The 23137-nt window shown below is 71.3% G+C and carries 20 protein-coding genes and 1 pseudogene; 10 read left to right on the forward strand and 11 right to left on the reverse strand.

Going from position 1 to position 23137, the window contains the following annotated elements:
• Positions 1–158: 158 nt before the first annotated feature.
• Positions 159–998, reverse strand: coding sequence for a peptidoglycan-binding protein (locus OHU34_RS05150; RefSeq protein ID WP_405765023.1), 840 nt, complete (start codon positions 996–998; stop codon positions 159–161).
• Positions 999–1055: 57 nt separating this feature from the next.
• Complete coding sequence (locus OHU34_RS05155; protein ID WP_142267495.1) at positions 1056–1883, reverse strand: hypothetical protein; 828 nt, start codon at positions 1881–1883, stop codon at positions 1056–1058.
• Positions 1884–2068: 185 nt separating this feature from the next.
• Here OHU34_RS05155 and OHU34_RS05160 point away from each other — a divergent pair, with 185 nt between their 5' ends.
• From OHU34_RS05160 to OHU34_RS05185, 6 genes and pseudogenes are all read left to right on the forward strand, one after another.
• Positions 2069–2917, forward strand: a complete 849-nt coding sequence (locus OHU34_RS05160; RefSeq protein WP_142267494.1) for a bifunctional methylenetetrahydrofolate dehydrogenase/methenyltetrahydrofolate cyclohydrolase — start codon at positions 2069–2071, stop codon at positions 2915–2917.
• A gap of 85 nt (positions 2918–3002) precedes the next feature.
• Positions 3003–3842: a TetR family transcriptional regulator gene (locus OHU34_RS05165; protein ID WP_405765027.1), complete on the forward strand. Its 840-nt coding sequence runs from the start codon at positions 3003–3005 to the stop codon at positions 3840–3842.
• 196 nt (positions 3843–4038) lie between these two features.
• Complete coding sequence (locus OHU34_RS05170) at positions 4039–4452, forward strand: Zn-ribbon domain-containing OB-fold protein (RefSeq protein ID WP_020129036.1); 414 nt, start codon at positions 4039–4041, stop codon at positions 4450–4452.
• Positions 4453–4532: 80 nt separating this feature from the next.
• On the forward strand, positions 4533–5783 hold the full coding sequence (locus tag OHU34_RS05175) for an IS701 family transposase (protein ID WP_405772108.1): 1251 nt from the start codon (positions 4533–4535) through the stop codon (positions 5781–5783).
• 221 nt (positions 5784–6004) lie between these two features.
• Positions 6005–6768: pseudogene (locus OHU34_RS05180) on the forward strand (IS5 family transposase).
• Positions 6769–6965: 197 nt separating this feature from the next.
• A complete protein-coding gene (locus OHU34_RS05185; protein WP_405765030.1) occupies positions 6966–9776 on the forward strand; it encodes an alpha/beta hydrolase family protein in 2811 nt (936 codons plus the stop codon).
• Between the two features lie 65 nt (positions 9777–9841).
• Here OHU34_RS05185 and OHU34_RS05190 read toward each other — a convergent pair whose 3' ends face one another.
• The 7 genes from OHU34_RS05190 to OHU34_RS05220 all read right to left on the reverse strand — a co-directional run bounded on the left by OHU34_RS05190 (position 9842) and on the right by OHU34_RS05220 (position 17038).
• Positions 9842–10222: a PPOX class F420-dependent oxidoreductase gene (locus OHU34_RS05190; RefSeq protein ID WP_142267491.1), complete on the reverse strand. Its 381-nt coding sequence runs from the start codon at positions 10220–10222 to the stop codon at positions 9842–9844.
• 26 nt (positions 10223–10248) lie between these two features.
• The gene (locus tag OHU34_RS05195) at positions 10249–11505 is read right to left on the reverse strand and encodes a glucarate dehydratase family protein (protein WP_230193934.1); all 1257 of its coding nucleotides are present in this window, start codon (positions 11503–11505) and stop codon (positions 10249–10251) included.
• The gene (locus OHU34_RS05200) at positions 11502–12410 is read right to left on the reverse strand and encodes a 5-dehydro-4-deoxyglucarate dehydratase (protein ID WP_142267489.1); all 909 of its coding nucleotides are present in this window, start codon (positions 12408–12410) and stop codon (positions 11502–11504) included. The genes OHU34_RS05195 and OHU34_RS05200 overlap by 4 nt, the downstream gene beginning before the upstream one ends.
• 49 nt (positions 12411–12459) lie before the next feature.
• Positions 12460–13404 (reverse strand): carbohydrate ABC transporter permease, encoded by a 945-nt coding sequence (locus OHU34_RS05205; RefSeq protein WP_142267488.1) that lies wholly within the window; start codon positions 13402–13404, stop codon positions 12460–12462.
• Positions 13401–14315: a carbohydrate ABC transporter permease gene (locus OHU34_RS05210; RefSeq protein ID WP_405765034.1), complete on the reverse strand. Its 915-nt coding sequence runs from the start codon at positions 14313–14315 to the stop codon at positions 13401–13403. Before OHU34_RS05210 ends, OHU34_RS05205 begins: the two co-directional genes overlap by 4 nt.
• On the reverse strand, positions 14312–15643 hold the full coding sequence (locus OHU34_RS05215) for a sugar ABC transporter substrate-binding protein (protein ID WP_142267487.1): 1332 nt from the start codon (positions 15641–15643) through the stop codon (positions 14312–14314). Before OHU34_RS05215 ends, OHU34_RS05210 begins: the two co-directional genes overlap by 4 nt.
• A gap of 216 nt (positions 15644–15859) precedes the next feature.
• Positions 15860–17038 (reverse strand): MalY/PatB family protein, encoded by a 1179-nt coding sequence (locus OHU34_RS05220; RefSeq protein ID WP_142267486.1) that lies wholly within the window; start codon positions 17036–17038, stop codon positions 15860–15862.
• 25 nt (positions 17039–17063) lie between these two features.
• Between OHU34_RS05220 and OHU34_RS05225 the strand changes: the two genes are divergently transcribed.
• From OHU34_RS05225 to OHU34_RS05235, 3 genes are all read left to right on the forward strand, one after another.
• The gene (locus OHU34_RS05225; RefSeq protein WP_405765038.1) at positions 17064–18098 is read left to right on the forward strand and encodes a hypothetical protein; all 1035 of its coding nucleotides are present in this window, start codon (positions 17064–17066) and stop codon (positions 18096–18098) included.
• A gap of 50 nt (positions 18099–18148) precedes the next feature.
• Complete coding sequence (locus tag OHU34_RS05230; RefSeq protein WP_142267485.1) at positions 18149–18982, forward strand: SAM-dependent methyltransferase; 834 nt, start codon at positions 18149–18151, stop codon at positions 18980–18982.
• A 152-nt stretch (positions 18983–19134) separates the two neighbouring features.
• Positions 19135–20493 (forward strand): S1 family peptidase, encoded by a 1359-nt coding sequence (locus tag OHU34_RS05235; RefSeq protein ID WP_230193938.1) that lies wholly within the window; start codon positions 19135–19137, stop codon positions 20491–20493.
• 60 nt (positions 20494–20553) lie between these two features.
• Here OHU34_RS05235 and OHU34_RS05240 read toward each other — a convergent pair whose 3' ends face one another.
• A complete protein-coding gene (locus OHU34_RS05240; protein ID WP_020129024.1) occupies positions 20554–20724 on the reverse strand; it encodes a hypothetical protein in 171 nt (56 codons plus the stop codon).
• A gap of 111 nt (positions 20725–20835) precedes the next feature.
• Positions 20836–21996 (reverse strand): ROK family transcriptional regulator, encoded by a 1161-nt coding sequence (locus OHU34_RS05245; RefSeq protein ID WP_142267483.1) that lies wholly within the window; start codon positions 21994–21996, stop codon positions 20836–20838.
• Between the two features lie 172 nt (positions 21997–22168).
• Between OHU34_RS05245 and OHU34_RS05250 the strand changes: the two genes are divergently transcribed.
• Positions 22169–23134 (forward strand): carbohydrate ABC transporter permease, encoded by a 966-nt coding sequence (locus tag OHU34_RS05250; protein ID WP_405765042.1) that lies wholly within the window; start codon positions 22169–22171, stop codon positions 23132–23134.
• The last annotated feature ends 3 nt before the right edge of the window (positions 23135–23137 follow it).

Here is a 23137-nt window from a genome sequence, read left to right on the forward strand (position 1 = left end):
GGAACACGACGGGCAGCACCAGACCCGGGATGCGGGACACGTTCATGCGGACGGCTTTCGGCTCGACGGGCCGGGGTGCCGAACGCGCGCCGACCCGCCGTCCATGGTGACACGCGGCACACGGCCCGGCCGTGGCCTGTTCCCGAGGCTTTACCCGGTCATCCGCCGGCCGAGGCGGTTCGGGACTCCAGATCGCGGCGGGTGTCGTCGCCGTAGACGCCGCTCTCGTCGCCGCGGATGCCGTACCAGAGCTGGAACCGCGCCACGGCCTCGGTGAGAACGGTGCCGTAACGGCCGTCGGTGGGGCCGTTGGCGTACACGTCCGGGATACGCAGCAGGCGCTGCTGGAGGTCGGCCACCTCGTCGCCGCTGTCCCCTTCCCGCAGGGTGCCGGCCCCGTCCGGGTCGGCGGACTCGGCCGCGGTGGCGGCCGGGGCGGGCGTGGCGGCCGTCGGCGGAGGTGTCTGCGCGGCGGCCTCGCCGCCCCGGCCCGGCAGCAGCAGCAGCGCGCAGGCGAAGCCGACGAGGGCCGCCGCGCACACGCCGACCGTGATGGCGCCGCGTCGCACACCCGCGCCGGACCCGGTGCGGGTGCGGGCCCGCGCACCCTCCGTCGCCGGCACGGCCCGTGATCCGCTCCGCTCCCGCGCCGCACTCCTGCGGCCGCCGGGGCCGTCGCCGCCGGGCAGGGGCCGGGGGCCGCCGTGCTCACTCGCCCAGTCCCGGCCTCCGCGTGGCGTCGGCGTGGTCAGCCGCGTGGCCGTGGCCGTGGTCGCCGTCCGGAGGTGGTCCAGTGGCGGGAGCTCCTCCGTCTTTGCGTCGTCCCCGGCCGCCTCGGGCCGCAGCGGTATGGCTTCGTAGGCGTCCGGGTCCTGGGTCAGTTCGGCCATCTCGCGGAACAGCTCCGCGAGGGCATCGGTGTTGCGCGGTCGCAGGACCCGGATGGGTTCCAGGACCGGGCGTTCGTGCGGCTTTCCGGGTTCGTCCGGTGTCGGCACGCTCGTCTCCCTCCCGTGGGTCCCCCAGGAGAGATACGGGCGGACGGGCGGACGGGTTCAGCCCGCGAGGAAACGGTGCAGGGAACGCTTCGTCGCGGCGACGAAGGAGTCCTGTCCGGCCTCGTCCAGGGCGTCGAGGGAGAGGTACGGGTTGAGGTCCTCCAGCTCGACCAGCAGCAGCTCGCCGTCCGGGGCGCGGCAGGCGTCGACGCGCTGGATGCCGTGCGCGAGGCCGTTCCAGTCGATGAAGCGCCGGGCGAACTCCAGGTCCCGCACGGTGGGGCGGTAGGGCTCCAGCTGCCAGCGGCGGTCGGGACGGGGAGCGTACAGGGCGTACTGGAAGTCGTGGTCGATGTAGGTGAAGGACACCTCGTAGGCGAAGTCGACGCACGGCTGGACCAGCACCGAGCCGTCGGCCAGGGCGGGGAGCGCGTCGGGCGGGAGGATCCGCAGGCCTATGGAGTCGGCGCCGAGCTTGGGCTTGACGACGTACCGCTCGGCCTCGGGCAGCCGGTGCAGGTCCTCGGGGCGGTCGACGGTGGGGATGACGGGCCGGCCCGCGGCGCTCAGATCGAGGAGGTACTGCTTGCCGGCCATGTCGGCGCGGCCGGTGAGCGGGTTGTAGACGCGTACGCCGTCGTGGAGCGCGCGCTCCCGGAAGGCTTCGTACTCCTTCCGATAGCCCAGGACCGGGCCGCTGTTGCGGACGACGACGCCGTCGAAGGAATGCATCAGGGCGGCCGCGTCCAGCGGGTGGCACAGAGCCAGGTCGAACTCCGCGCGCAGCCGGGAGGTGAGGAAGACGTCCTCGTCGCAGTAGCGGCGCCCGCGCGCCTGGTAGGCGAGATCCGTGACGTAGAGGAGACGGGGGCGGGCGGCGGACATGCGGTCTCCTGATGACGGTCGAACGGTGCGGAAAGGTTACGTCAGAGCGCGTGCGGGCGGTCCGGCGCGGGACCGCCGCGGCAGGAGGGACGGCCGCGGCCCCCGGGACTCTCGAGGGACGGTGGGCGCGCGGGTCGTACGATGACAGGACCGTCGTTTTTCTCCCGAAGGGCTCGTCGACTCCCGTGACCACCGCAACACTGCTCGACGGCAAGGCCGCCGCGGCCGACATCAAGAACGAACTCGCCCTCCGCGTCCAGGCGTTGAAGGAGCGGGGCATCCATCCGGGGCTGGGCACGATCCTCGTCGGCGACGACGCGGGCAGCCGTTCCTACGTCGGCGGCAAGCACCGCGACTGCGCGCAGGTCGGCATCGCCTCGATCCGCGTGGAACTCCCCGCCGACGCCTCCCAGGCCGACGTCGAGGCCGCCGTGCTGCGACTCAACGCCGATCCGGCCTGCACCGGCTTCATCGTGCAGCTCCCGCTCCCGGCCCATATCGACACCCATGCCGTGCTGGAGCTGATCGACCCGGTCAAGGACGCCGACGGACTCCACCCGACCAACCTCGGCCGGCTGGTGCTGGGGATCCCGGCCCCGCTGCCCTGCACCCCGCGCGGCATCATCGACCTGCTGCGGCGCAACCGGGTGGAGATCACGGGCCAGCAGTTCTGCGTCATCGGCTGCGGTGTCACGGTGGGCAGGCCACTGGGCCTGATGCTGACCCGCAGCACCGAGCACGCCACCGTGACCCTGTGCCACGAGGCCACCCAGGACACGGCCGCGCACGCCCGGGAGGCGGACGTGGTGGTGGCCGCGGCCGGAGTGGCGCACCTGGTCAGGCCCGACTGGATCAAGCCGGGCGCGACGGTGCTGTCCGTCGGTCTGACGCGCACGGTCGAGGGCATCCTCGGCGACGTCCACCCCGACGTGAGCGGTGTCGCCGGGTCCTTCTCGCCGCCGGTCGGCGGGGTCGGGCCGATGACGCGGGCGATGCTGCTGACCAACGTGGTCGAGGCCGCCGAGCGGATGTGACGCCCGCGCCCGGCGCCGGGCACTCGGTTCCCCGACGGAGGGAACTGAGTGCCATCGGTGCCGATCAGGTGTTACGTTCGCGTCCATGAGCGCCACTCACAAGGCGGAGGCCAAACCGCCCATGCGGGACGCCCTGGTCGCGGCGGCCTTCCGGCTGTTCCTGGAGCGGGGCTACGAGCAGACCACCGTCGACGACATCGTCGCCCTGGCGGGCGTCGGCCGGCGGTCCTTCTTCCGCTACTTCCCCTCCAAGGAGGACGTGGTCTTCCCCGACCACGAGCGGTGCCTCGCCGACATGACGGCCTTCCTCGCCGCGAGCGGCAAGGAGCACGAACCGGTGCGCCGCGTCTGTGACGCCGCCCGGCTCGTCCTGCTGATGTACGCCGAGAACCCTTCCTTCTCCGTCCAGCGCTACCGGCTCACCAAGCAGGTCCCCGGGCTCCGGGCGTACGAACTGTCGGTCGTCTGGCGTTACGAGCGCGCCCTCGCCGAGTACCTCCGGGGCCGCTTCACCGGCCGGCCCGACGGCACCCTGCACGCCGACGTGATCGCGGCCGCCGTGGTCGCCGCGCACAACAACGCCCTGCGCTCCTGGCTGCGTTCGGCCGGACAGGGCGACGCGAGCACGACCGTGGACCACGCGCTGGGGTATGTGCAGTCGGCGTTCGGCGCACCCCCGACCGCCTCGGCCTCCTCGACATCCACGGCAACGACCGCAACGACGGCAACGACGGCAACGACGGCAACGACGGCAACGACGGCAACGACGGCAACGACGGCAACAACGGCGGGCCCTGCGTTCCCCTCGCTCCCGATGCCGCCCACCGGCGACATGCCGGACGACGTCGTCGTGGTGGTCTCCCGGCGCGGGGCACCGCTGTGGCGTGTGGTGCAGGAGATCGAGACGACCCTCGGACGGGACTGAACCCCCTCCGCACCCCCTCCGCACCCTCGCCGAACCCCCGCCGAACCCCCTCAATATTGTGGGTACGCAGTGCCTTTACGAGTGGCACTGAGTGCCATACTCTGTGGGCGTGCACGGTGGCACGGCTGACCGGGCACGTGCGTGCACGGGTCGGCCGGGCACGTGGATTCCGGCCGAGTGCAGGGAGTTGACCCGCGTGTACCACTACTCAGGAAACGCCGTTCAGCAGGCCGCCGGCTCCGCGGCGGGCGTCCTCGACCGCGCGAGCACCGACGGCGACACGATCCTCTTCCAGCGCTGCACCTGGTGCGGCACCGCCATGTACCACCGGCTGCTGTGCCCGGTGTGTCAGGGCAGCGACCTGCGCACGGAGCGCAGCGAGGGCGCCGGCACCGTCCGCCACGCCACCGTGGTGAACCGCAACACCCCCGCCGCCCGCAATGTGTCCCTGGTCGAGATGGCCGAGGGGTTCGTCGTACGCGGCCGGGTCATGGGCCCGCTCATCGGCATCCACAGCGGCGACCGCGTCCGGCTGTCCACCGTGAAGGACCCGGTACGCGGCGAACCGGTCTTCCAGCTCCTCGACGAGCCGTACCGGGCCTGGCACTAGTAGGGCTTGGTCAGCTTCACTCGTGGGTGGCGTGTCCGCTGGTCCGTGAGGGTCGTTGAGGTGGTGTGACACCTGAGGAGATGGCCGGGGTCCGGGAGGACCTGGAGGCGTTCGCGGCGGAGTTGTTCGACGGGTTCTTCCGTGCGGATCAGCGGCGGTGGGGGCAGGCGTATGTGCGCGGATTGCTTTTGGACGGGCGGCGCAAGTCGGTGGAGCCGATGGCGGCCCGACTGGGTGAGGACGGTAACCGTCAGGCGCTGGCGCACTTCATCACCTCCAGCCCGTGGGATCCGGCGCATGTGCGGGCCCGGCTGGCCTGGCGGATGCACGAGGCGATCGGGGCGGAGGCATTGATCGTCGACGACACCGGCTTCTTGAAGGACGGGGACGCCTCGGCGTGTGTGTCGCGGCAGTACACCGGCACCGCGGGCAAGGTCACCAAATGCCAGGTGGGGGTGTCGCTGCACCTGGCCCGGGATCATGCCTCGGCGGCGGTGAACTGGCGGCTGTTCATGCCCGCGTCCTGGGATCCGGTCTCTGCGGAAGCGGATGCGGACAAGGTCGCCCGCCGCAGTCGCTGCGGCATCCCCGACCGGGTGGGCCACGTCGAGAAGTGGCAGCTGGCCCTGGACATGATCGACGAGACCCGCTCGTGGGGCATCGACATCCCCCTGGTCGTCGCGGACGCCGGATACGGGGACGCCGCCGCCTTCCGCCACGGTCTGGAAGAACGCGACCTGCCCTATGCGGTGGGCATTTCCTCCCGCCACACCGCCCATCCGGCCGACGCCCGGCCGGTCCAGCCCGCCTATGCGGGCACCGGCCGGCCACCGCGAATGCAGTATCCCGAGCCTGCACAGACCGTGAAAGACCTGGTCGTCGCGGCCGGGAGGACGGCCGCGAGGCCGGTGTCCTGGCGAGAAGGCTCCCGCCCGGGCAGAGGAATCAGCGGCGTCAAACGCATGCACTCGCGGTTCGTGGCTCTGCGCATCCGCCCGGCCGGACGCGGCGTCCGCCAGGCCGCCGACGGTCCTGAACTGCCCGAACGCTGGCTGCTGGCCGAATGGCCGGCCACCGAACCCGAACCCGTGCAGTTCTGGCTCTCCAGCCTGCCCTCCGGCATGCCGCTGGCGACCCTGGTCCGGCTGGTCAAGCTCCGCTGGCGCATCGAACACGACTACCGCGAGATGAAACAGGCCCTGGGCCTGGCCCACTTCGAAGGCCGCACCTGGGGCGGCTGGCACCACCACGTCACCCTCGTCTCGGCCGCCCACGCCTTCTGCACCCTGCAACGACTGGCACGAGACCCAAAAGACGCGGCGCAGGTCTGAGCCTCTACCAAGTCGTCCGAGAACTCCAGACACTTCTCGCCGCCTGGGCTGGCGCCTGCCCCACCTGCCACCGCGACATACCCACACCGATACGGACCTGACCAAGCCCTACTAGGTCGTGTCCGCAAAGTGGTTGGTGCGTTGGTCTGTTCGTGGTGCGTCGTCATGAGCTGACTGATCAGGCCTGGGCAGTGATCGAGCCGTTGCTGGCTCCGTCTCGCATGGGGCGGCCGGTGCGGGACCGTCGTCAGGTCCTCAACGGCATCCTGTGGAAGCTGTCCACCGGGGCGGCCTGGCGTGATCTGCCGGAACGCTACGGGCCGTGGAAGACGGTCTACGAACGCTTCCGCCGCTGGTCGGCCGACGGCACCTGGGACCGCCTGCTGGCTCACGTCCAGCAGCACTCCGACGCGATCGGAGCCGTGGACTGGTCGATCGTGTGCGTCGACTCCACTACCGTGCGGGCCCACCAGCATGCGGCCGGGGCGCGAAAAGGGGGCTCTGGCCGGGCGAGGCGATCGGCCGGTCCCGTGGCGGGCTGACCACGAAGATCCACCTTGCCTGCGACGGGCAGGGCCGCCCGCTGGCCTTCACGATCACCGCCGGGAACGTCAATGACTGCACCCAGTTCGAGCCGGTCCTGGCCCGCATCCGCATCCAGCGGTGCGGACCCGGCCGGCCCCGCACCCGCCCCGTCCAGGTGGCCGCGGACAAGGGCTACTCGTCCCTGAAGATCCGCAGCTACCTGCGCAGACGAGGCATCCGGGCCGTGATCCCCGAACGCATCGACCAGATCAACGGCCGCGTCCGCCGAGGCGAAAGCCTCTGCCGCCTCGACCGGGCGGCCTACCGCCGCCGCAACGTCGTCGAACGCTGCTTCAACAAGCTCAAGCACAACAAAGCCCTCGCCACCCGCTACGACAAACGCGCCCGCCACTACCAAGCCCTGGTCACCATCGCCTGCCTACGACTCTGGCTCCCCTGACATTGCGGACACGACCTAGAGCCTTCGCGTCACCGGGCCGAGTCCGGACAGCGGGTCCCCGCTGTCCGGATCTTTGCGCTCCGCCGACCTGATTCCCGGTCACAGGCAACCCACAGAGGTGCTTTCGCTTCCTTCGGGGCGCGAGGGGCTCCCGATACGGACGGGGCCCCCGCGCTCCGAGTGTTGAGGAGTGGACCTTGATCCGTGCCCGGCGAATAGGTGTCACCGCCGTGGCCGCGCTCGCGGCCCTGGCGGGAACACCGGGACTGGCACAAGCCCGACAGCCTTCCGAGACGAGACCGACGACCACGACCACCGACAGCGCGCTGCCGCAGGGATGGCAGGTCGGCGGGGAGGGCACCGCGCGTGCGCTGGTCTGGCGGTCGCCCACGCCCGTGCCCCTCGGCGACGCCCGCGTGGAGTTCCGCTCGGGCGACCGACTGCTCGGCGTACCGAAGACGGAGAGGGACGGCCGCACGTTCCGGCTCTCCCTCGCCGACGCGGGGGACGCCCCCTTGAAGGACCTGCGGGTCCTGGCCGGCGGGCGCCGTCTGGACGCCGCCGACAACTCCGCCCCGGCCGACAACTCCGGCCCGGGTGAACGGCGTTCCCTCACCGCCGATCAGCCCCCGGCCCAGGCCCCTGCTCCGGCTCCGGCTCCGGCGAACTCCGTCGACCCCGGCAGGCCGGGCGCGTACCGCACGGTCAGCGGCGAGTACGACCTCGCCCCGGTGAAGTTGCCGGGCTTCGCCCGACCGGTGGAGATGAAAGCCGTCGTGGTGGCCCCGAAGGGAGCCACCGGCAAACGGCCCCTCGCACTGTTCCTGCACGGCCGGCACACCACCTGCTACCAGCCGGGCAGCGACGACTTCGACATCTCCTGGCCCTGCCCGGCCGGCATGAAGTCGATCCCGAGCTACCGGGGCTACCTCGAGGACCAGAAGCTCCTCGCCTCGCAGGGCTACGTCACCGTGTCGATCTCCGCGAACGGCATCAACGGCCAGGACGGCGAGGCCGAGGACGGCGGTGCGCAGGCGCGTTCCTCGCTGGTGCGCCGGCACCTCGCCACGTGGGCCGACTGGGCCGCGCATCCGGACCACGCCCCGGCGTCGGTGCCCGACGCGACGAAGGCCGACCTCTCCCGTGTCCTGCTGGTCGGCCACTCGCGCGGCGGCGAGGGCGTCAACCGTGCCGCCCTGGACAGCCTGTACCCGCCGCCCGCCGCGCAGGACGGCTACCGGGGCCCGGTCCGCTGGAAGATCCGCGGGACCGTTCTCGTCGGACCGACGATCTTCGGCCAGAATCCGGTCGCGGACGTCCCCTCCGCGACCATCCTGCCCGGCTGCGACGGCGACGTCGCCGATCTCGAGGGCGAGACGTACCTCGACGGGACGCGCGGCATCAGCAACGGCAAGGCCCTGCACAGCGCGGTCTACATGGTCGGCGCCAACCACAACTTCTTCAACACCGAGTGGACGCCGGGCAAGGCCGTGGCGCCCTCCTTCGACGACTTCTGGGAGGACCCGGACGCGCAGCAGCCCGACCCGGTCTGTTCCACCGGTGCCCCCACCCGGCTGACCGCCGACCAGCAGCACCGGGCCGGCGCGACCTACATCGCCGCCGCGGCCCGACTCTTCGTCGCCGGTGACGACCGGGTGCGCCCGCTGCTCGACGGCACCGGGAAGCGTGCGCCCTCCGCCGACCCGGCCCGCGTCCTGACGCACGCGGTCGGCGCCCGCCGCACGGGCGGCTTCGTGCCCGACGGCGGCGTCGAGGTGACCGGCGGCCGGGTGTGCTGGGCGGACCCCGACCCGGCCAGGTCATGTCTGGGCGCGGACGCCACGGGGATGTCCCCGCACTTCGGCTGGTGGGATCTGGAGAAGGACTCCGGCAAGAGCGCGGTCGCGCTGAAGTGGTCCGCGCCGGGCACACCGACGACCATCCGTTCCCTCGCTCCGGTCTCCCTCTCCGGTGCCGAGAGCCTGGCGCTGCGGGTCTTCGTGCCGCCGAACACCACCGGCACCGAGCTGGACGTGTCCGTCACCGACGCGGCCGGCCGCCGCGCCGCGCTCGGCCGGGTCACGGTCGACGGCCTGCCGGGCTCCGACCGGACCGCCTCGTACTGGGCCCGCGAGCTGCGTGTCCCGCTGACCGCCGCCACTCGCGCCGGGCTCGATCTCGGGCACGTCAAGTCCCTTGCGCTGACTCCGCGTTCGGGATCCGGGCAGGCGTGGTTCATGGACGCCTGGGGCTGGGCCCCCGGCACACCGGCGGTCAGGGCGGCGGCGCTGCCGCGGGTCGACATCGGCCGCATCACGGCCAAGGAGGGCGACTCCGGCACCCGCACCTATCACGTCCCGGTCCAGGTGTCCGGGCACGGCAGCGGCCGGGTCCGCTTCTATGTCGTCGACCCGGAGACCCTCGAGGCCGCGGAGAAGGTGGTCACGGTCCGGCCGGGCAGCACGCCGATCGACGTGCCGATCGAGGTGAAGGGCGACACCCGCTTCGCCTACGACGTGACACAGGACCTTCTCGTGAAGGCCGTTCGCGGCGCGGTCGTCGGCTCCTACCGGGGCGGGGTCACGGTGCAGAACGACGACCCGGCACCGAAGGTGACCCTGGCTCCGGTCGCCGACCGGGTGACCGAGGGCGAGTCGCTGAGCTGGCGGATCACGCTCTCCGAGACCGCCGACGTGGACTTCTGGCAGCCGGTCCGGGTACTGCCGGCCACCGAGGGCGCCGAGCTGTCCACCAAGGACGTGGACCCGCAGTGGCTGCTCGACTACTCCGGTGACGTGCCCGACCCGGAGCGTCCGCTGTCGGACGCGAACCTGTGGGTCTGGCTGAACGTCCCGGCCGGGACCACCGAGGTCGACTTCACCGTACCCACGGTGAAGGACCAGGTGGCCGAGCCGGCCGAGTCGATGCGTCTCGCGCTGACCGACGACAGCGCCGAGCCGCTGCCGGACCGGCCGGCGCTGACGGGAACGGTCGTGGACGCGCCGTAGGACGCACGCTGCCCGAAGGTGGGCCCGGACCACACGGTCCGGGCCCCCTTTCTCCGTTTCCGTGCTCACAGCGTGACGCGGATCCCGACGGTTCCGTCCAGCCCCCTGCGCAGTCGGCTGCCGAGCAGGGTGAGGCGGCCCACGACGCCGTACTTGCGGGCGAGCAGGGTGCGATAGCGGGCGGTGGTCCGCGCGTCGCAGATCTCGGCGGTGGCCGGGATCTGCTCGCCGGTGGGGTTGCCGCGGGCGTCACAGGGACCCACGAGGACATCGCCGCGGGCCCGGATCCGCTTCACCTTCCAGGCGTCCGCGACCGACCAGACCCCGAGCGTGTCCCCGTCCCGCACCACCCATACGGGTGTGGCGACCCCGGTGCCGTTCTTGCGATAGCTGGTGATCAGCAGGTACTTGCCCGCTGCCAGCCGGTCGAGTGCGTTCTCAGCCATTCCCGAAGTCTAGGCATCCGTACGCCTCACCACCTCGGCAGCATCGGCTCGTAGTCCGGCCGGACCCGCCGCATGTACCCGGTGTCGTCGCGCTGTCGCACACCCGAGTCGAGGTAGCGGCGGTGCAGCCGGTCGAGGACGTCGGTGTCCAGCTCGACCCCGAGCCCCGGGCCGGTCGGTACCTCCACCGCGCCGTCCGACAGCTCCAGCGCCCCCGGGACGATCACGTCGTCGGCGCTGTTCCACGGGTAGTGCGTGTCGCAGGAGTGGTCGAGGTTCGGGATGGCCGCGGCGAGGTGGGTCATCGCGGCGAGGCTGATGCCCAGGTGCGAGTTGGAGTGCATGGACAGCGCGATCCCGAACGCCTCGCAGACGGCGGCCAGTTCGCGGGTGCGGCGCAGTCCGCCCCAGTAGTGGTGGTCGGTGAGGAGTACCTGGATCGCGTTCTGCTCGACGGCCGGCCTGAGGTGTTCCCAGGCGATGACACACATGTTGGTGGCGAGCGGCAGCGGCGAGTCCCGCGCGACCGCCGCCATGCCCTCGATGGTTCCGGTCGGGTCCTCCAGGTACTCCAGGACGCCGTCGAGTTGCCGGGCGACATACTTCGAGGTCTCCACCGACCACGCCGCGTTGGGGTCCAGGCGAAGCGGCCGGCCGGGGAACGCCTCCGCCAGCGCCCTGATCGCGGCGATCTCCTCGTCCGGCGGGAAGACTCCCCCCTTGAGCTTGAACGAATCGAAGCCGTACCGCTGCTGCATCAGCCGGGCCTGCTCGACGATCCCGGCCGGGTCGAGTGCCTCGGGCCAGTCGTCGCCGATGGCGGGGCGGCCGTCGAGCGCGGGGTGTTCGGCCCACTTGTAGAAGAGGTAGGCGGCGAAGGGCACGGAGTCGCGCACCCGGCCGCCGAGCAGGTCGGAGACCGGGCGGCCGAGCAGCTTGCCCTGGGCGTCCAGGCAGGCGACCTCGACGGCCGAGGTGGTCCAGCCGCGCTCGTGCGAGCTGGGCACGCCCGGCAGCAGGGCGGCGTCGATCGCGGCGGCGACGGCGGTCGTGTCGAAGACGTCCATGCCGACGACCGTCCTGGCCGCGACCATCAGTCGTTCGAGGCGCGCCGTACCGCCGGGCGACTCGCCGAGGCCCACCGTGCCGTCCTCCAGGACGAGTCGCAGGATCACCCGGAGCGCGAGCGGTTCGTGGACGCCGCCCGAGTTCAGCAGCGGCGGGTCGGAGAAGGCGATGGGTGTGACGACGAGTTCGCGGATGCGTGTGGCAGGGGTGGTCATACGGCGACGGCCTCCAGTCCCCGGTCGATGAGCTCGGCCAGCCGGGCGACATGCTCCGGCGTGGGGTCGAGCAGGGGTGCCCGTACGCCCCCTACGTCCAGGCCCCGGATCGTCACCCCGGCCTTGACCAGGGCCACGGCGTATCCCGGGACCTCGTCGCGCAGTTCGACGAGCGGGCCGTAGAACTCGTCGAGGAGATGGGCGACGAGGGTGTCGTCCCCTTGCGACAGGGCCCGGTGGAAGGCGAGCGCGATCTCGGGGGCGAAGGCGAAGACGGCAGAGGAGTAGAGGCCGACGCCGATTCCCCGGTAGGCGGGAGCGGTCGTCTCGGCGGTGGGCAGGCCGTTGAAGAACAGGAAGTCCTCGGTGCCGGGAACGGCCCGCACCGCCCGGACGATGCGCTGCATGTGCTCGATGTCGCCGATGCCGTCCTTCAGGCCGATGACCTTGGGCAGGGCGGCGATCTCCGCGGCGGTGGCGCCGGTGAGGCGGGCGGTGCCGCGCTGGTAGAAGACCACGGGGAGGTCGGTGGCGGCGGTGACCTCCTCGACGTAGCGGACCAGGCCCTGTGCGGGCGCGGTCACCAGGTAGGGCGGCAGCAGCAGGATGCCGTCGGCGCCGGCCCGGGCCACGCGTACGGCGTGGTCGCGGGCGACGGGGACCGGCCCGCCGGCGGCCGCCAGGACGGGAACGCGTCCGGCGGTCGTCTCGACGGCGACCCGGGTGGCGCGTTCGAGCTCGTCCGGGTCGAGTGCGTGGAACTCACCCGTCCCGCAGGCGACGAACACGCCGCCCGCGCCGGCCGCGACACCGGCCTCGATGTGCCGGCCGAGCCGTTCCTCGTCCAGCGAGCCGTCCGCGGCGAACGGCGTGACCGGGAAGAACAGGACTCCTTGGAACTTCATGTCTCCCTCGTAACTGCGTGGTGGGCGTGGGGGGGGTTGTGCCGGGGTGTCAGCCCTTGGTGGCGCCGGCCGCGATGCCGGTCACCAACGAGCGCTGCAGGAGCAGGTAGACGATCAGGCTGGGGACGAGGGCGATGACGGCCCCGGCGAGGACCACTCCGGACCCGACCTCGGGGTCGGTGCGCAGAATGGACAGGGCGACGGTGACCGTGTAGTCGGTGGGGTCCTTGGAGGCGATCAGCGGCAACAGGTACTGGTCCCAGATCATCACGAAGCCGAGGACACCGGCGACGCCGAGCGCGGGCTTGCACAGCGGCAGGACGATCTGCCACAGCATGCGGAACTCGCCGACGCCGTCGAGCCGGGCGGCCTCCTCTATCTCGGTGGGGATGTCCTTCATGAACTCGGTCAGGAGCATCACGGAGAAGCCCCAGGCGCCGAGCGGCAGGATCACGCCCCACGCGGTGCCCTTCAGGTCCAGCCCGACGACCGGGACATGACCGAGGACCAGGGACAGCGGGATCGCGATGACCTCCTCGGGGAGCATCATCGTCAGCATGAACAGGGTGAGGATCAGGGCCTGGCCGCGGAAGCGGTGCCGGGCCAGCGCGTAGGCGGCCAGCACGGACACGGTGAGCTGGAGCAGCAGCGCGCCGCCCGCGATGACGAGCGAGTTGGTGAAGTAGTCCCAGATGCCCCGCTCCCCCGCCACCTGGAAGTTCTGCCAGGTGCTGTCGTGCGGGAGGAAGGAGAGGGAGGATCCGCTGGCGTGGGTGGTGAAGGCGCCGGAGACGACGGTCAGGAACGGCGCCGCGAAGACGCCGATCGCGATCGCGCAGAGCAGGATCCGCAGGCACCGTGCGACGCCCGGCCGGTCGCTCCAGCCGAGGGCGGTGTCGAAGCGGGCGGGGGTGGCCCGGGCCGCCCTGGCGGACTTCCTTGTCGTGGCCGTCGGCGCGGGTGTCCGGACGGGGTCGATGGCGGGTGCGCTCATCGCACGTCTCCCCTCTTGCGGAAGTGATTGACCGTGACGGTGAGCAGCAGGGTCACGCAGAGCAGCACGACGGAGGCCGCGGAGGCGCCGCCGATGTCGTTGCGGGTGAAGCCGAGGGTGTAGGCCCGGGTCATCCACACCTCGGTGGAGCCGGCCGGGCCGCCACCGGTGAGGACGTAGACCTCGGTGAAGACGCGCAGGCCGCGGATGGCGGCGAGGGTGAGGACGATGCCGAGGGCGGGGCGGATCGCGGGGAGGGTGACGTACCGCAGGCGCTGCCACAGTGACACGCCGTCCATCGCGGCGGCCTCGTACAGCGTCCGGTCCACCCCGGCCAGTCCGGCGAGGATGATCACCATGTTGTAGGGGGCGAGCATCCAGACGCTCATCACCATGGTGGCCCACAGGGCGGTGTCCGGGTTGTCGAGGAACTGGGTCGGTCCGAGGCCGAGGAGGCCGAGTCCCTGGTTGATGATGCCGTCGGAGGTCGGGTAGTACAGCAGCCGCCACATCTCGCCGACGACGGCGGTGGCGGTGACGACCGGCAGGAACACGGCCGTGCGGATGATCTTCAGGGAGCGGGCCTGGCCCTCCAGCAGCAGTGCGAGCGCGAAGCCGACGGCGATGGCGCCGAGGGACTGTCCGAGGCCGAGGAGGAGGGTGTGCCCGATGGCTTCCTGGAAGCGGTGGTCGGTGAGGACGCGGGTGTAGTTGTCCAGGCCCACCCACCGGTCGCCCAGGAAGGGCCGCACCTCGAAGAAGCTGAGCCAGACGCCCTTGCCCATGGGCAGGAACTTGAAGACGAGGGCGAGCAGCAGGCCGGGGGCGAGGAACACCCAAGGCAAAACGTTTCGCTTGCTGAATGCGCTGCGGACCCGGGAGCCGCGCACGGGGGCTGTCGTGGCTGTCATTTCAGCAGGTCCTGGTCCTTGAGGTCGCCGGCGAGGGTGTCGTCGAGTTCTTTCAGGCCGGCGCGGACGTCGCTGCCGCAGTACGTGAAGATCGCGTTGAGGGCGTCCGCGGTGTCCTGCTTGATGGGGGCGAAGTCCGGCGCGTTGGGGAACTGCACGGAGGCGTCCTCGTAGGCCTTCTGGACGACGCCCCAGCGGGGGTCGTTGCGCACGGTCGCCGCGTCGAGGGTGGAGTTGACGGGGATCCGGACGACGGGCTGGTTCTTGCCGGTCATCGCGAGGCGCTGTCCCTCGGGCGAGACGAGGAAGGCGGCGAGGGCCCGTTCCTGCTCGGTCTTGCCGGTCCTGGCGCCGAAGTAGATGTTCTCGCCGTCCGCGAGGACGTCGTTGCCGGCCGGACCGGCCGGGGCCTGCACCACCTCGAACTTGTCCTTGCCGAGGGCCTGGTCGAAGGTGGCGATGTTGTAGGGGCCGGTGAGGTACATACCGGCGTTGCCGTCCTGGAAGTTGGTGGCGTTGCCGGTGATGGCGGTGAGGGCGCCCGGCTGGATGACAGCGTTGTCAGACGTGCAGAAGAGGTTCTTCTTCAGCCAGGAGACGGAGCGTACGGCGGCGGCCGAGTCGACAACCGGCCGGTAGCCGCCGTCCTTCGTGGCCTCGATGATGCGGGCGCCGCCCTGCCACAGGAAACTGGCGCCCCACCAGGCGGCGTAGCCGTTCTGGGCGCTGCCCGGGACGACCATCCCGTAGGTGTTCTTCCTGCCGTCCCCGTCGGGGTCGTCGTCGGCGAAGGCCTTGGCGAGGGTGAGCATGTCCTGCCAGGTCCGCGGCTGCGGCAGGCCCAGCTTCTCCCGCCAGTCCTTGCGGATCATCAGGGTCATGGCCTGACGGGAGTAGGGGATCCCGTAGTGCGAGCCGTCGACGCCGACGGTGGAGGACCAGGTCTTGGCGTCGATCCGGTCACCGCCGGCGATGTCGGCCGGGTCGATCCGCTGGAGCAGGCCCTGGCTCTGGTAACTGCCCATCAGCGCCGTGTCGTTGATCATGACGTCCGGCAGGTCCTTGGTGGACGCGCGGCTCTGGAGCTGCTGGTCGAAGTTGATGACCGGCTGATAGTCGATCTTGATGCCGGTCTTCTCGGTGAAGGCGGCGAACACCCGCTCGTACGTGGCCGCGGGATCCGGGTTGCTCCGGGTCCAGACCTCCAGGGTGTTCGGGTCACCGCTCCCGGCGCCGTCCGCACCGGAGCCGCAGGCGGCCGATCCGAACAGCAGTCCCGCGAGGGCAAGCGTGGTGGCCGGGCGGCGACTTCGTCGGCGATCCCCCATGGGCACACTCCGTTCATATTCATGAACTCGCTTCACGAATCTAAATTGAGGCGCCCAAGCTACGAACGGTTTCAGCCGTATGTCAAGACATGGCTGTGACATTGCGAGCCCGTGACGCGGGGGCTGTGGGGCGACCGTCACACGCCTCGCGCGGAACACGGCCGCCCCACCGGAGGAGCTCCGGCGGGGCGGCCGTCCGACGGGAAGACCTGCGGCTCAGCGAAGGGCGGCCGCCATCCGCCGTACACCCTCGGTGAGGATCTCCGGCGAGGTGGCGATGTTCAGCCGGACATGCCCGGCCCCGCCCGTGCCGAAGTCGAGCCCGCGGCTGAGGGCGACCCGCCCCCGCTCCAGGAAGACCGCGGACGGATCGTCCCCGAGGCCCAGCGCCCGGCAGTCGAGCCAGGCGAGATAGGTGGCGTCCCCCGGCCGGTACCCGACGCCGGGCAGCTGCTCGGCCAGCAGTGCGGTGAGCAGGCGCCGGTTGTCGTCGAGGCCTGCCAGCAGGGCGTCCAGCCACGCCGTGCCCTCGAGCAGGGCCGCGGTGTGCGCCAGCACACCGACGTGGCTCGGTCCGTGGGACACCTCCTCGGGAAGCAGGGCCAGGTCGGCCGCCGCCTCGGGGCCCGCGACGGCCAGGGCCGCCTTGAGCCCGGCCAGATTCCACCCCTTGGAGGCCGACATCAGCGACAGGCCGCGCTCCGCGCCGGGGACGGCGAGGTAGGGGACGAAGTCGACCCCCGGGGCGGTCAGCGGCGCGTGGATCTCGTCGGCGACCACCCGCACGCCGTACCGCCCGGCGAGCGCGGCCACGGCGGCCAGTTCCCGCGCGGTGTGCACGGTCCCGGTCGGGTTGTGCGGGCTGCACAGCAGGTGCGCGGCGCGGCCGCCGCCGGCGACGGCGCGCCGGTAGGCGTCCTCCAGTACGGCGAGGTCGAGCCGGCCGTCCGCGCCGAGGGGCGCCTCGGCGATCCGCCGGTCCATGTGCGCGACGAACTGGAAGAACGGCGGGTACACCGGCGGGTTGACGATCACCGGATCGCCGGGCCCCGTCACCAGCTTCAGCATCTCGACGACGCCCAGCATCACATCGGGCACGATCGCCGTCCGCTCGACCGCCAGACCGTCCCAGGCCCACCGCTTCGCGGCGAACAGGGCCAGCGCCTCGGCGTAGGCCGTGCCCGCCGGATAGCCGGTGTCACCGAGCGCCAGGGCCCGCGTCACCGCGCCGACGACCGGCTCGGCGAGGGGCACGTCCATCTCCGCGACCCACAGCGGAAGGACGTCCGCCGGATGGGTACGCCACTTCATGCTCGTACGACATCGGAGCCGGTCGAGCGTGAGGGCCTGTAAAGGGTTCGGTTCACCGGGCGTCTCGTGCGGGATGCTGGTCATGGGGCACAAGATAGGGGGCTGTGGTGTGACCTGGGATCACCTGAACGGGACAGCTGTGGCGGACGCCGGCGGCATTCCGGAGATCGCCTGTGACGAGTCGGGTTCGGACGGCGAGAACCTCACCGGCGGGAACACGGACGTGTTCGCCCATGCGAGTGTGCTGCTGTCCGCAGATTCCGCCGCCGCACATGTACAGGAGATCCGGAACCGGATCCGTTCGCCCGCCGAGGAGTACAAGGCGAACCATCTGCTCCGGGAGAAACACCGGGCGGTGCTGGAATGGCTGCTCTCGGCATCGGGGCCGCTGTACGGGCACGCCCACGTACACCTCGTCGAGAAGTCCTTCTTCGTCGTGGACCGCGCCGCCGACCTGCTGCTCGGTGACCCCGGGGCGGCCGTCCCGCTGTTCCGGCACGGGCGGCGGACTTTCACCGAGGCGGAATGGAGACAATTCCTGGAGGCGGCCAACCAATTGCTGTGGGTGCGCCACGAGGACGCGTCGGACACGCCCGTCGGACATTTCTTCCGCACCCTCGAAGAACTGCGGCAGCGGTATCCGGGGACGGCGGTGGCCGAGACGCTCTCACGGCTCGCGGCGGAACGCTCCCGCGCGCTCGCCTATCGGGCCGGAATTCAGGACGGCCCGTTCGTGCTGACCCCGGCCCTCAATCCCCTGCTGCCCTCGATCCTGCACACGGCCGCCCATTGGAGCGCCGGCGGCCGCCCGGTCCGGCTCGCGCACGACCGGCAGAACATGCTCACCCCGGAGCGGATCGCCTGGATCGAGGGCGCGGCCCGGGTGCGGGGCATCCGCCTGGCCGGGCTCCGGCTCGTCGTCTCGCGGCTCGACGCGCGGGTGCAGCTCGCCGACTTCCTGGCCGGCATCGCCCGCCGGATCGCCTCCGACGAACTCAACGGCCGCGGCGACCCGGCGCTGACCGCGCTGTTGCGCCCCTACACCGGCGCGGCCGCCGTGTGGGGCGACGAGCGGAGCTGGGCGCGGCTCGGGCCCGCGGCGGAATCGGGAGGATGCTCCGCGCCGCTCAACTCGCCCGTCTAGATTGCTGGTTGTCACTTCCCGCTCCCCTTCTTCCGGACAGGAGCCTGCCCGTGACCGAGAACGCGCCGACCGTCGAAGCGGCCGCCCAGTCGCCGTACCTCCGTATCGACACCTCCCGGCCGCACACCGCCCGCATCTGGAACTACTGGCTCGGCGGCAGGGACAACTACGAGGTCGACCGGGCCACCGGGGACCGGATCAGGGAGTTACATCCGGGCATCGGCGCATACGCCCGCGCCGACCGGCTCTTCCTGGGCCGTGCCGTGCGGCACCTGGTGACCGAGGCCGGTGTCCGGCAGTTCCTCGACATCGGGACCGGGCTGCCCACCGCGGACAACACGCACGAGGTCGCGCAGCGTCTCGCCCCGGATTCCCGGATCGTCTACGTCGACAACGACCCGCTGGTCCTGGCACACGCCCGCGCCCTGCTCACCAGCACGCCCGAGGGACGCACCGACTATCTCGACGAGGACCTGCGCAACGTCGACGCGCTCCTCGAACACGCCGCGAAAACGCTGGACTTCGACGCGCCCGTCGCCCTGATGCTGCTCGGCGTGGTCATCTTCGTCGGCGACGACGAGGACCCGTACGGCCTGGTGCGGCGCCTGCTCGACCGGCTGCCCGCGGGCAGTCATCTGGTGCTCTCGCACACCGTCACCAGCCCGGCGATGCCCGATGTGGACGGGGCCGTCGCGTTCTGGAACGAGCACGGCACGCCGAAGCTGACCCAGCGCGCCCCGAAGGACGTGGGCCGCTTCTTCGACGGTCTGGAGCTGCTGGAGCCGGGCGTGGTGTCCTGCTCGCGCTGGCGTCCGCAGGACATCGCGGGCGGGGCCGAACCGGACGAGGTCGCGATGTTCGGCGGGGTGGCACGCAAACCATGAGGTGATCACCTCCGCGCTGAACGCTGCGGGGTCCACGCACGTATGGAGGTGAGGGCACTCAACGACCGGAGCGCCCCGCGGTGTTGAGGCCGTGCGTTCGGGGTTTCGGGAGCCATGACATGAGGCATGTACGACGACGGACCGTCCGGCGAGTGACACGGCTGGCGGCCGTCGGCGGACTCCTCCTGGGAGGGGCCATGGTCACGCAGGCGGCCATGGCGAGCGAGCCGGGCGGCACGGCCGCGGCGCCGCGCAGTGCGGCGGAGTCCGTCGTCACGAATCCGGGGGCGACCCTCGTCAAGAAGCTCGGCACCTCGCGCACGGCGGGCACCTGGCTCGGCGCCGACGGGCGCCCGGTCGTCGCCGTCACCGACGAGGAGACGGCCGACACGGTCCGGGCGGCGGGCGCCGAGGCCAAGGTCGTCCCGCACAGCATGAACGAGCTCAAGTCGGCCACGGCCACCTTGCGTTCGGCGCCCAAGGTGCCCGGCACCGCCTGGGTGATGGACTACCGGACGAACCAGGTCGTCGTGCAGGCCGACAGCACCGTGTCGGCCGACGACTGGTCACGGCTGACGCAGACGGCCACCGGCATCGGCAGCTTCGTCCGCATGGAGCGCACCACCGGCGAGTTCACCACCCGGATCAACGGCGCCCAGCCGATCCTGTCGACCGGCGGACGCTGTTCGGCCGGCTTCAACGTGACCAACGGGACGAACGACTTCATCCTCACCGCCGGGCACTGCGGGCCCACCGGCTCCACCTGGTTCGCGGACAACCAGGCCAAGCAGCAGGTGGGCCGGACGGTGAACTCCAACTTCCCCGGTGGCGACTTCTCCCTGGTGCAGTACGCGAGCGGCAAGGCCGGCGCGGGCGCCGACGTGGTGGCCATCGGCAACGGCAACGGGGTGCGGATCACGGGCACCGGCGACGCGGCCGTCGGCCAGCGGGTCTTCCGCAGCGGCAGCACCAGCGGGTTGCGTGACGGCGAGGTCACCGGTCTGGACGCGACGGTGAACTACCCGGAGGGCACGGTCAGCGGGCTCATCGAGACGAGCGTGTGCGCCGAACCGGGCGACAGCGGTGGTCCGATGTTCTCCGACGGCATCGCCCTCGGTGTCACCTCGGGCGGCAGCGGCGACTGCACCACCGGCGGGACGACGTTCTTCCAGCCGGTGACCAGGGCGCTGGCACAGCTCGGCGTACAGCTGATCGTGGCCGCCCCCTCCGACAACGCCGGGGCGTCCACGTCGTCCGCCGATCCCGCGCCCTCGGCCTCCTCCACCCAGGCGGGGCTCTCCCCGGGCGCGGCATCGCCGGGTACGACCACTCCCGTGACGGAGAGCGGGGTCAGCGAGACCCTGGCAGCCCGGCTGACCGACCCCAGGAACATCGGCCCCGGTCTGCTGGTCATCGCGGGCAGTATGGTCGCGCTCGTCGCGACCCGGTACTTCCGCGCCGAGCAGGACCGCAAGGCCTACCAGCGGTACTACTCGGCGACATGGGGGTGACGGCTGGGGGGTGCCCGGTGCGGGGCGCCGCTGTCGGGCGGCCCCGCGGCCGGGTGGTTGTCAGGCCGCTTCGACGGAGGACGGAGCGGCGGCCCACTCCAGGACGAGCCGCTGGTATTCCGCACGCTGCTCGACGCTCAGTGTCCCGCCCGACCGGAGCCACAGGGCCCGGATCTCCTCGTTGACCTCTGCGGCCGATCGCTCGGAGAGGGATTCAACAGTGGTGGACATGGCGTGAAGCTTACGGCTTCGGAAGTGAAGACCACGTGAGTCATCACGAACGAACCGGACATAACGGACGTGTTACTGATCACGTCCATCTGTCAACCCCCAGCGCACCGTTCACCCCTCCGCGGCGCCGAGGACCAGCACCTGAATGGCCAGCACGGCGGCGCCGCGCGCCCAGTCATGGAAGTCCGACACCTTGGTCTCCAGGGCCACCGGGGCGGCCAGCGGATGCCGGTGGGCACGGACGGCCGCCTCCACCGTCGCCCCGCCGACGTCCATCAGACCGACCCCCTCACCGGCGAGCAGGATCTTCTGCGGCATGACGAAGTGGGCGATCTGCGCGATCAGGGTGCCCAGCGCGCGGGCCGCCTCGTCGACGACCCGGGCGGCCATCGGCTCCCCGGCCGCGGCCAGGGCGAGGATCTCCTCGTACGTGTGCTCACGGCCGGTGGCGGCCTGGACCTGGTAACGGATGCTGGGGATGGTCAGCAGCGAGACGGCACTGCCGCGTTCCCCGTCGGGGGTGAGCGGGCCGCCGGGGTCGATGATGATGTGCCGACCGAAGCCGCCGTCCTCCTCGACGCAGGGCACCCGCCTGCCCGAGAGGACCAGGCCGTAGCCGAAGCCCGCGCCGATGGTGAGGACCACGAACCGGTCGAGTCCGCGCCCCGCGCCGAACCAGGTCTCGGCCTCCACCAGGGCGGCGACGTCGTTCTCCAGGACCACGGGCAGTCCGGTGCGCTCCTCGACCAGTGCGGCCAGCGGGATGTCCCGCCACCCCAGGAAGGGCGACTCCCCGACCGTCGCGCGGTCCTCGACGCGCCCGCCCACCCCGATGCCGATCCCGGCGAGGCCGGGATGCGCACGGGCCAGTTCGTCGGTCATCTCACCCAGCAGCGCGACGACACCTTCGGGGTCGTGCGTGCGGAGCGGGCGGTCGTGACGGGCGACGATGTCGCTGCGCAGGGTGGTGACGACGCCGTACACCATGTCACCGGTGATCTTGAAGCCGATGAAGGAGCGGGACTGGGCGACCACGTCGAGCGGCTGTGAGGGGCGCCCCTGCCGTGTCTCCTCCGCGACGCCCCCGTCGGGCACCTCGACCAGCAGTCCCGACTCGATCAGCGGTTTGGTCAGCCGGGTGAGGCTACCGGCGGAGAGGTTGAGCCGCCGCGCGAGGTCGGAGCGCGAGAGCGGGCCGTGGACGAGCACCTCGATGGCGACCGAGCGCTCCCCCGGGCTCAGCGGCAGCCAGCTGGCGGTACCTGTGGTCATGAGGGTCAGACTCCCACACGATCGCTGATTTCTTTTGCCTTGGAAGTATCTAGGTCAGCATACGGGCCGTACAGCCTCCACAAAAGATGTTCCCCGACCTCTTGACGGCTGGATTCTTTCGCCACAAAAGTAAGTGCCGAGGACGAGCCGCCGCGGACAAGGGAGTCTCACGATGACCATCGCCTCCAGCAGCCCACCGTCGCGCCTGCCACCGGGCGGCGCCGGGTTTGCGACCAAGTCGAGGACGGACCGGCGGCCGGGGACGGGCGAGAGCCGGGGTGACGGGCGGCTCGCCGCCGTGTTCATCGCGCCGGCCCTGCTGGGATTCGTCGTCTTCCTGCTCTGGCCGACGCTGCGCGGCATCTACCTGAGCTTCACCCGCTTCAACCTGCTCACGCCGGCGGAATGGGTGGGCTTCGACAACTACGTGCGCATGGCGCACGACCCGATCTTCTGGAGCTCCCTCAGGGTCACGGTCGTCTACGTGGTCGTCAACATCGGGGTACAGACGGTCTCGGCGCTCGCGATCGCCGTACTGCTCCAGCGGCTGACGCAGTCGGCGCTGCTGCGCGGGATCGTGCTCACGCCGTATCTGATGTCGAACGTCGTCGCCGGCATCGTCTGGCTCTGGATCCTCGACACCCAGCTCGGCGTCGGCAACGAGATCGTCGCGGCGCTCGGTCTCGACCGCATCCCCTTCCTGGCGGACGAGACCTGGGCGATCCCCACCATCGCCCTGATCAATGTGTGGCGGCACGTCGGCTACACCGCGCTGCTGCTGTTCGCCGGCCTCCAGGCCATCCCGAACGACATGTACGAGGCGGCGAAGGTGGACGGCGCGAGCGAGTGGCGGATGTTCTGGCGGATCACGATGCCGCTGTTGCGTCCGGTCCTCGCGGTCGTGCTGATCATGACGGTGATCGGTTCGTTCCAGGTGTTCGACACCGTCGCCGTGACCACCAGGGGCGGCCCGGCGGACGCCACCAACGTGCTCCAGTACTACATCTACGGCGCCGCCTTCGGCCGCTTCCAGTTCGGTTACGCCTCCGCGATGTCGGTGGCCCTGCTCGTCGTGCTCAGCGCGATCACCTTCGTCCAGTACCGGCTCACCCGAGCCGGTCAGACCGACCTCGGCTGAGCG

The organism is Streptomyces sp. NBC_00080 (assembly GCF_045041255.1).
Classification (GTDB): Bacteria; Actinomycetota; Actinomycetes; order Streptomycetales; family Streptomycetaceae; genus Streptomyces; species Streptomyces coriariae.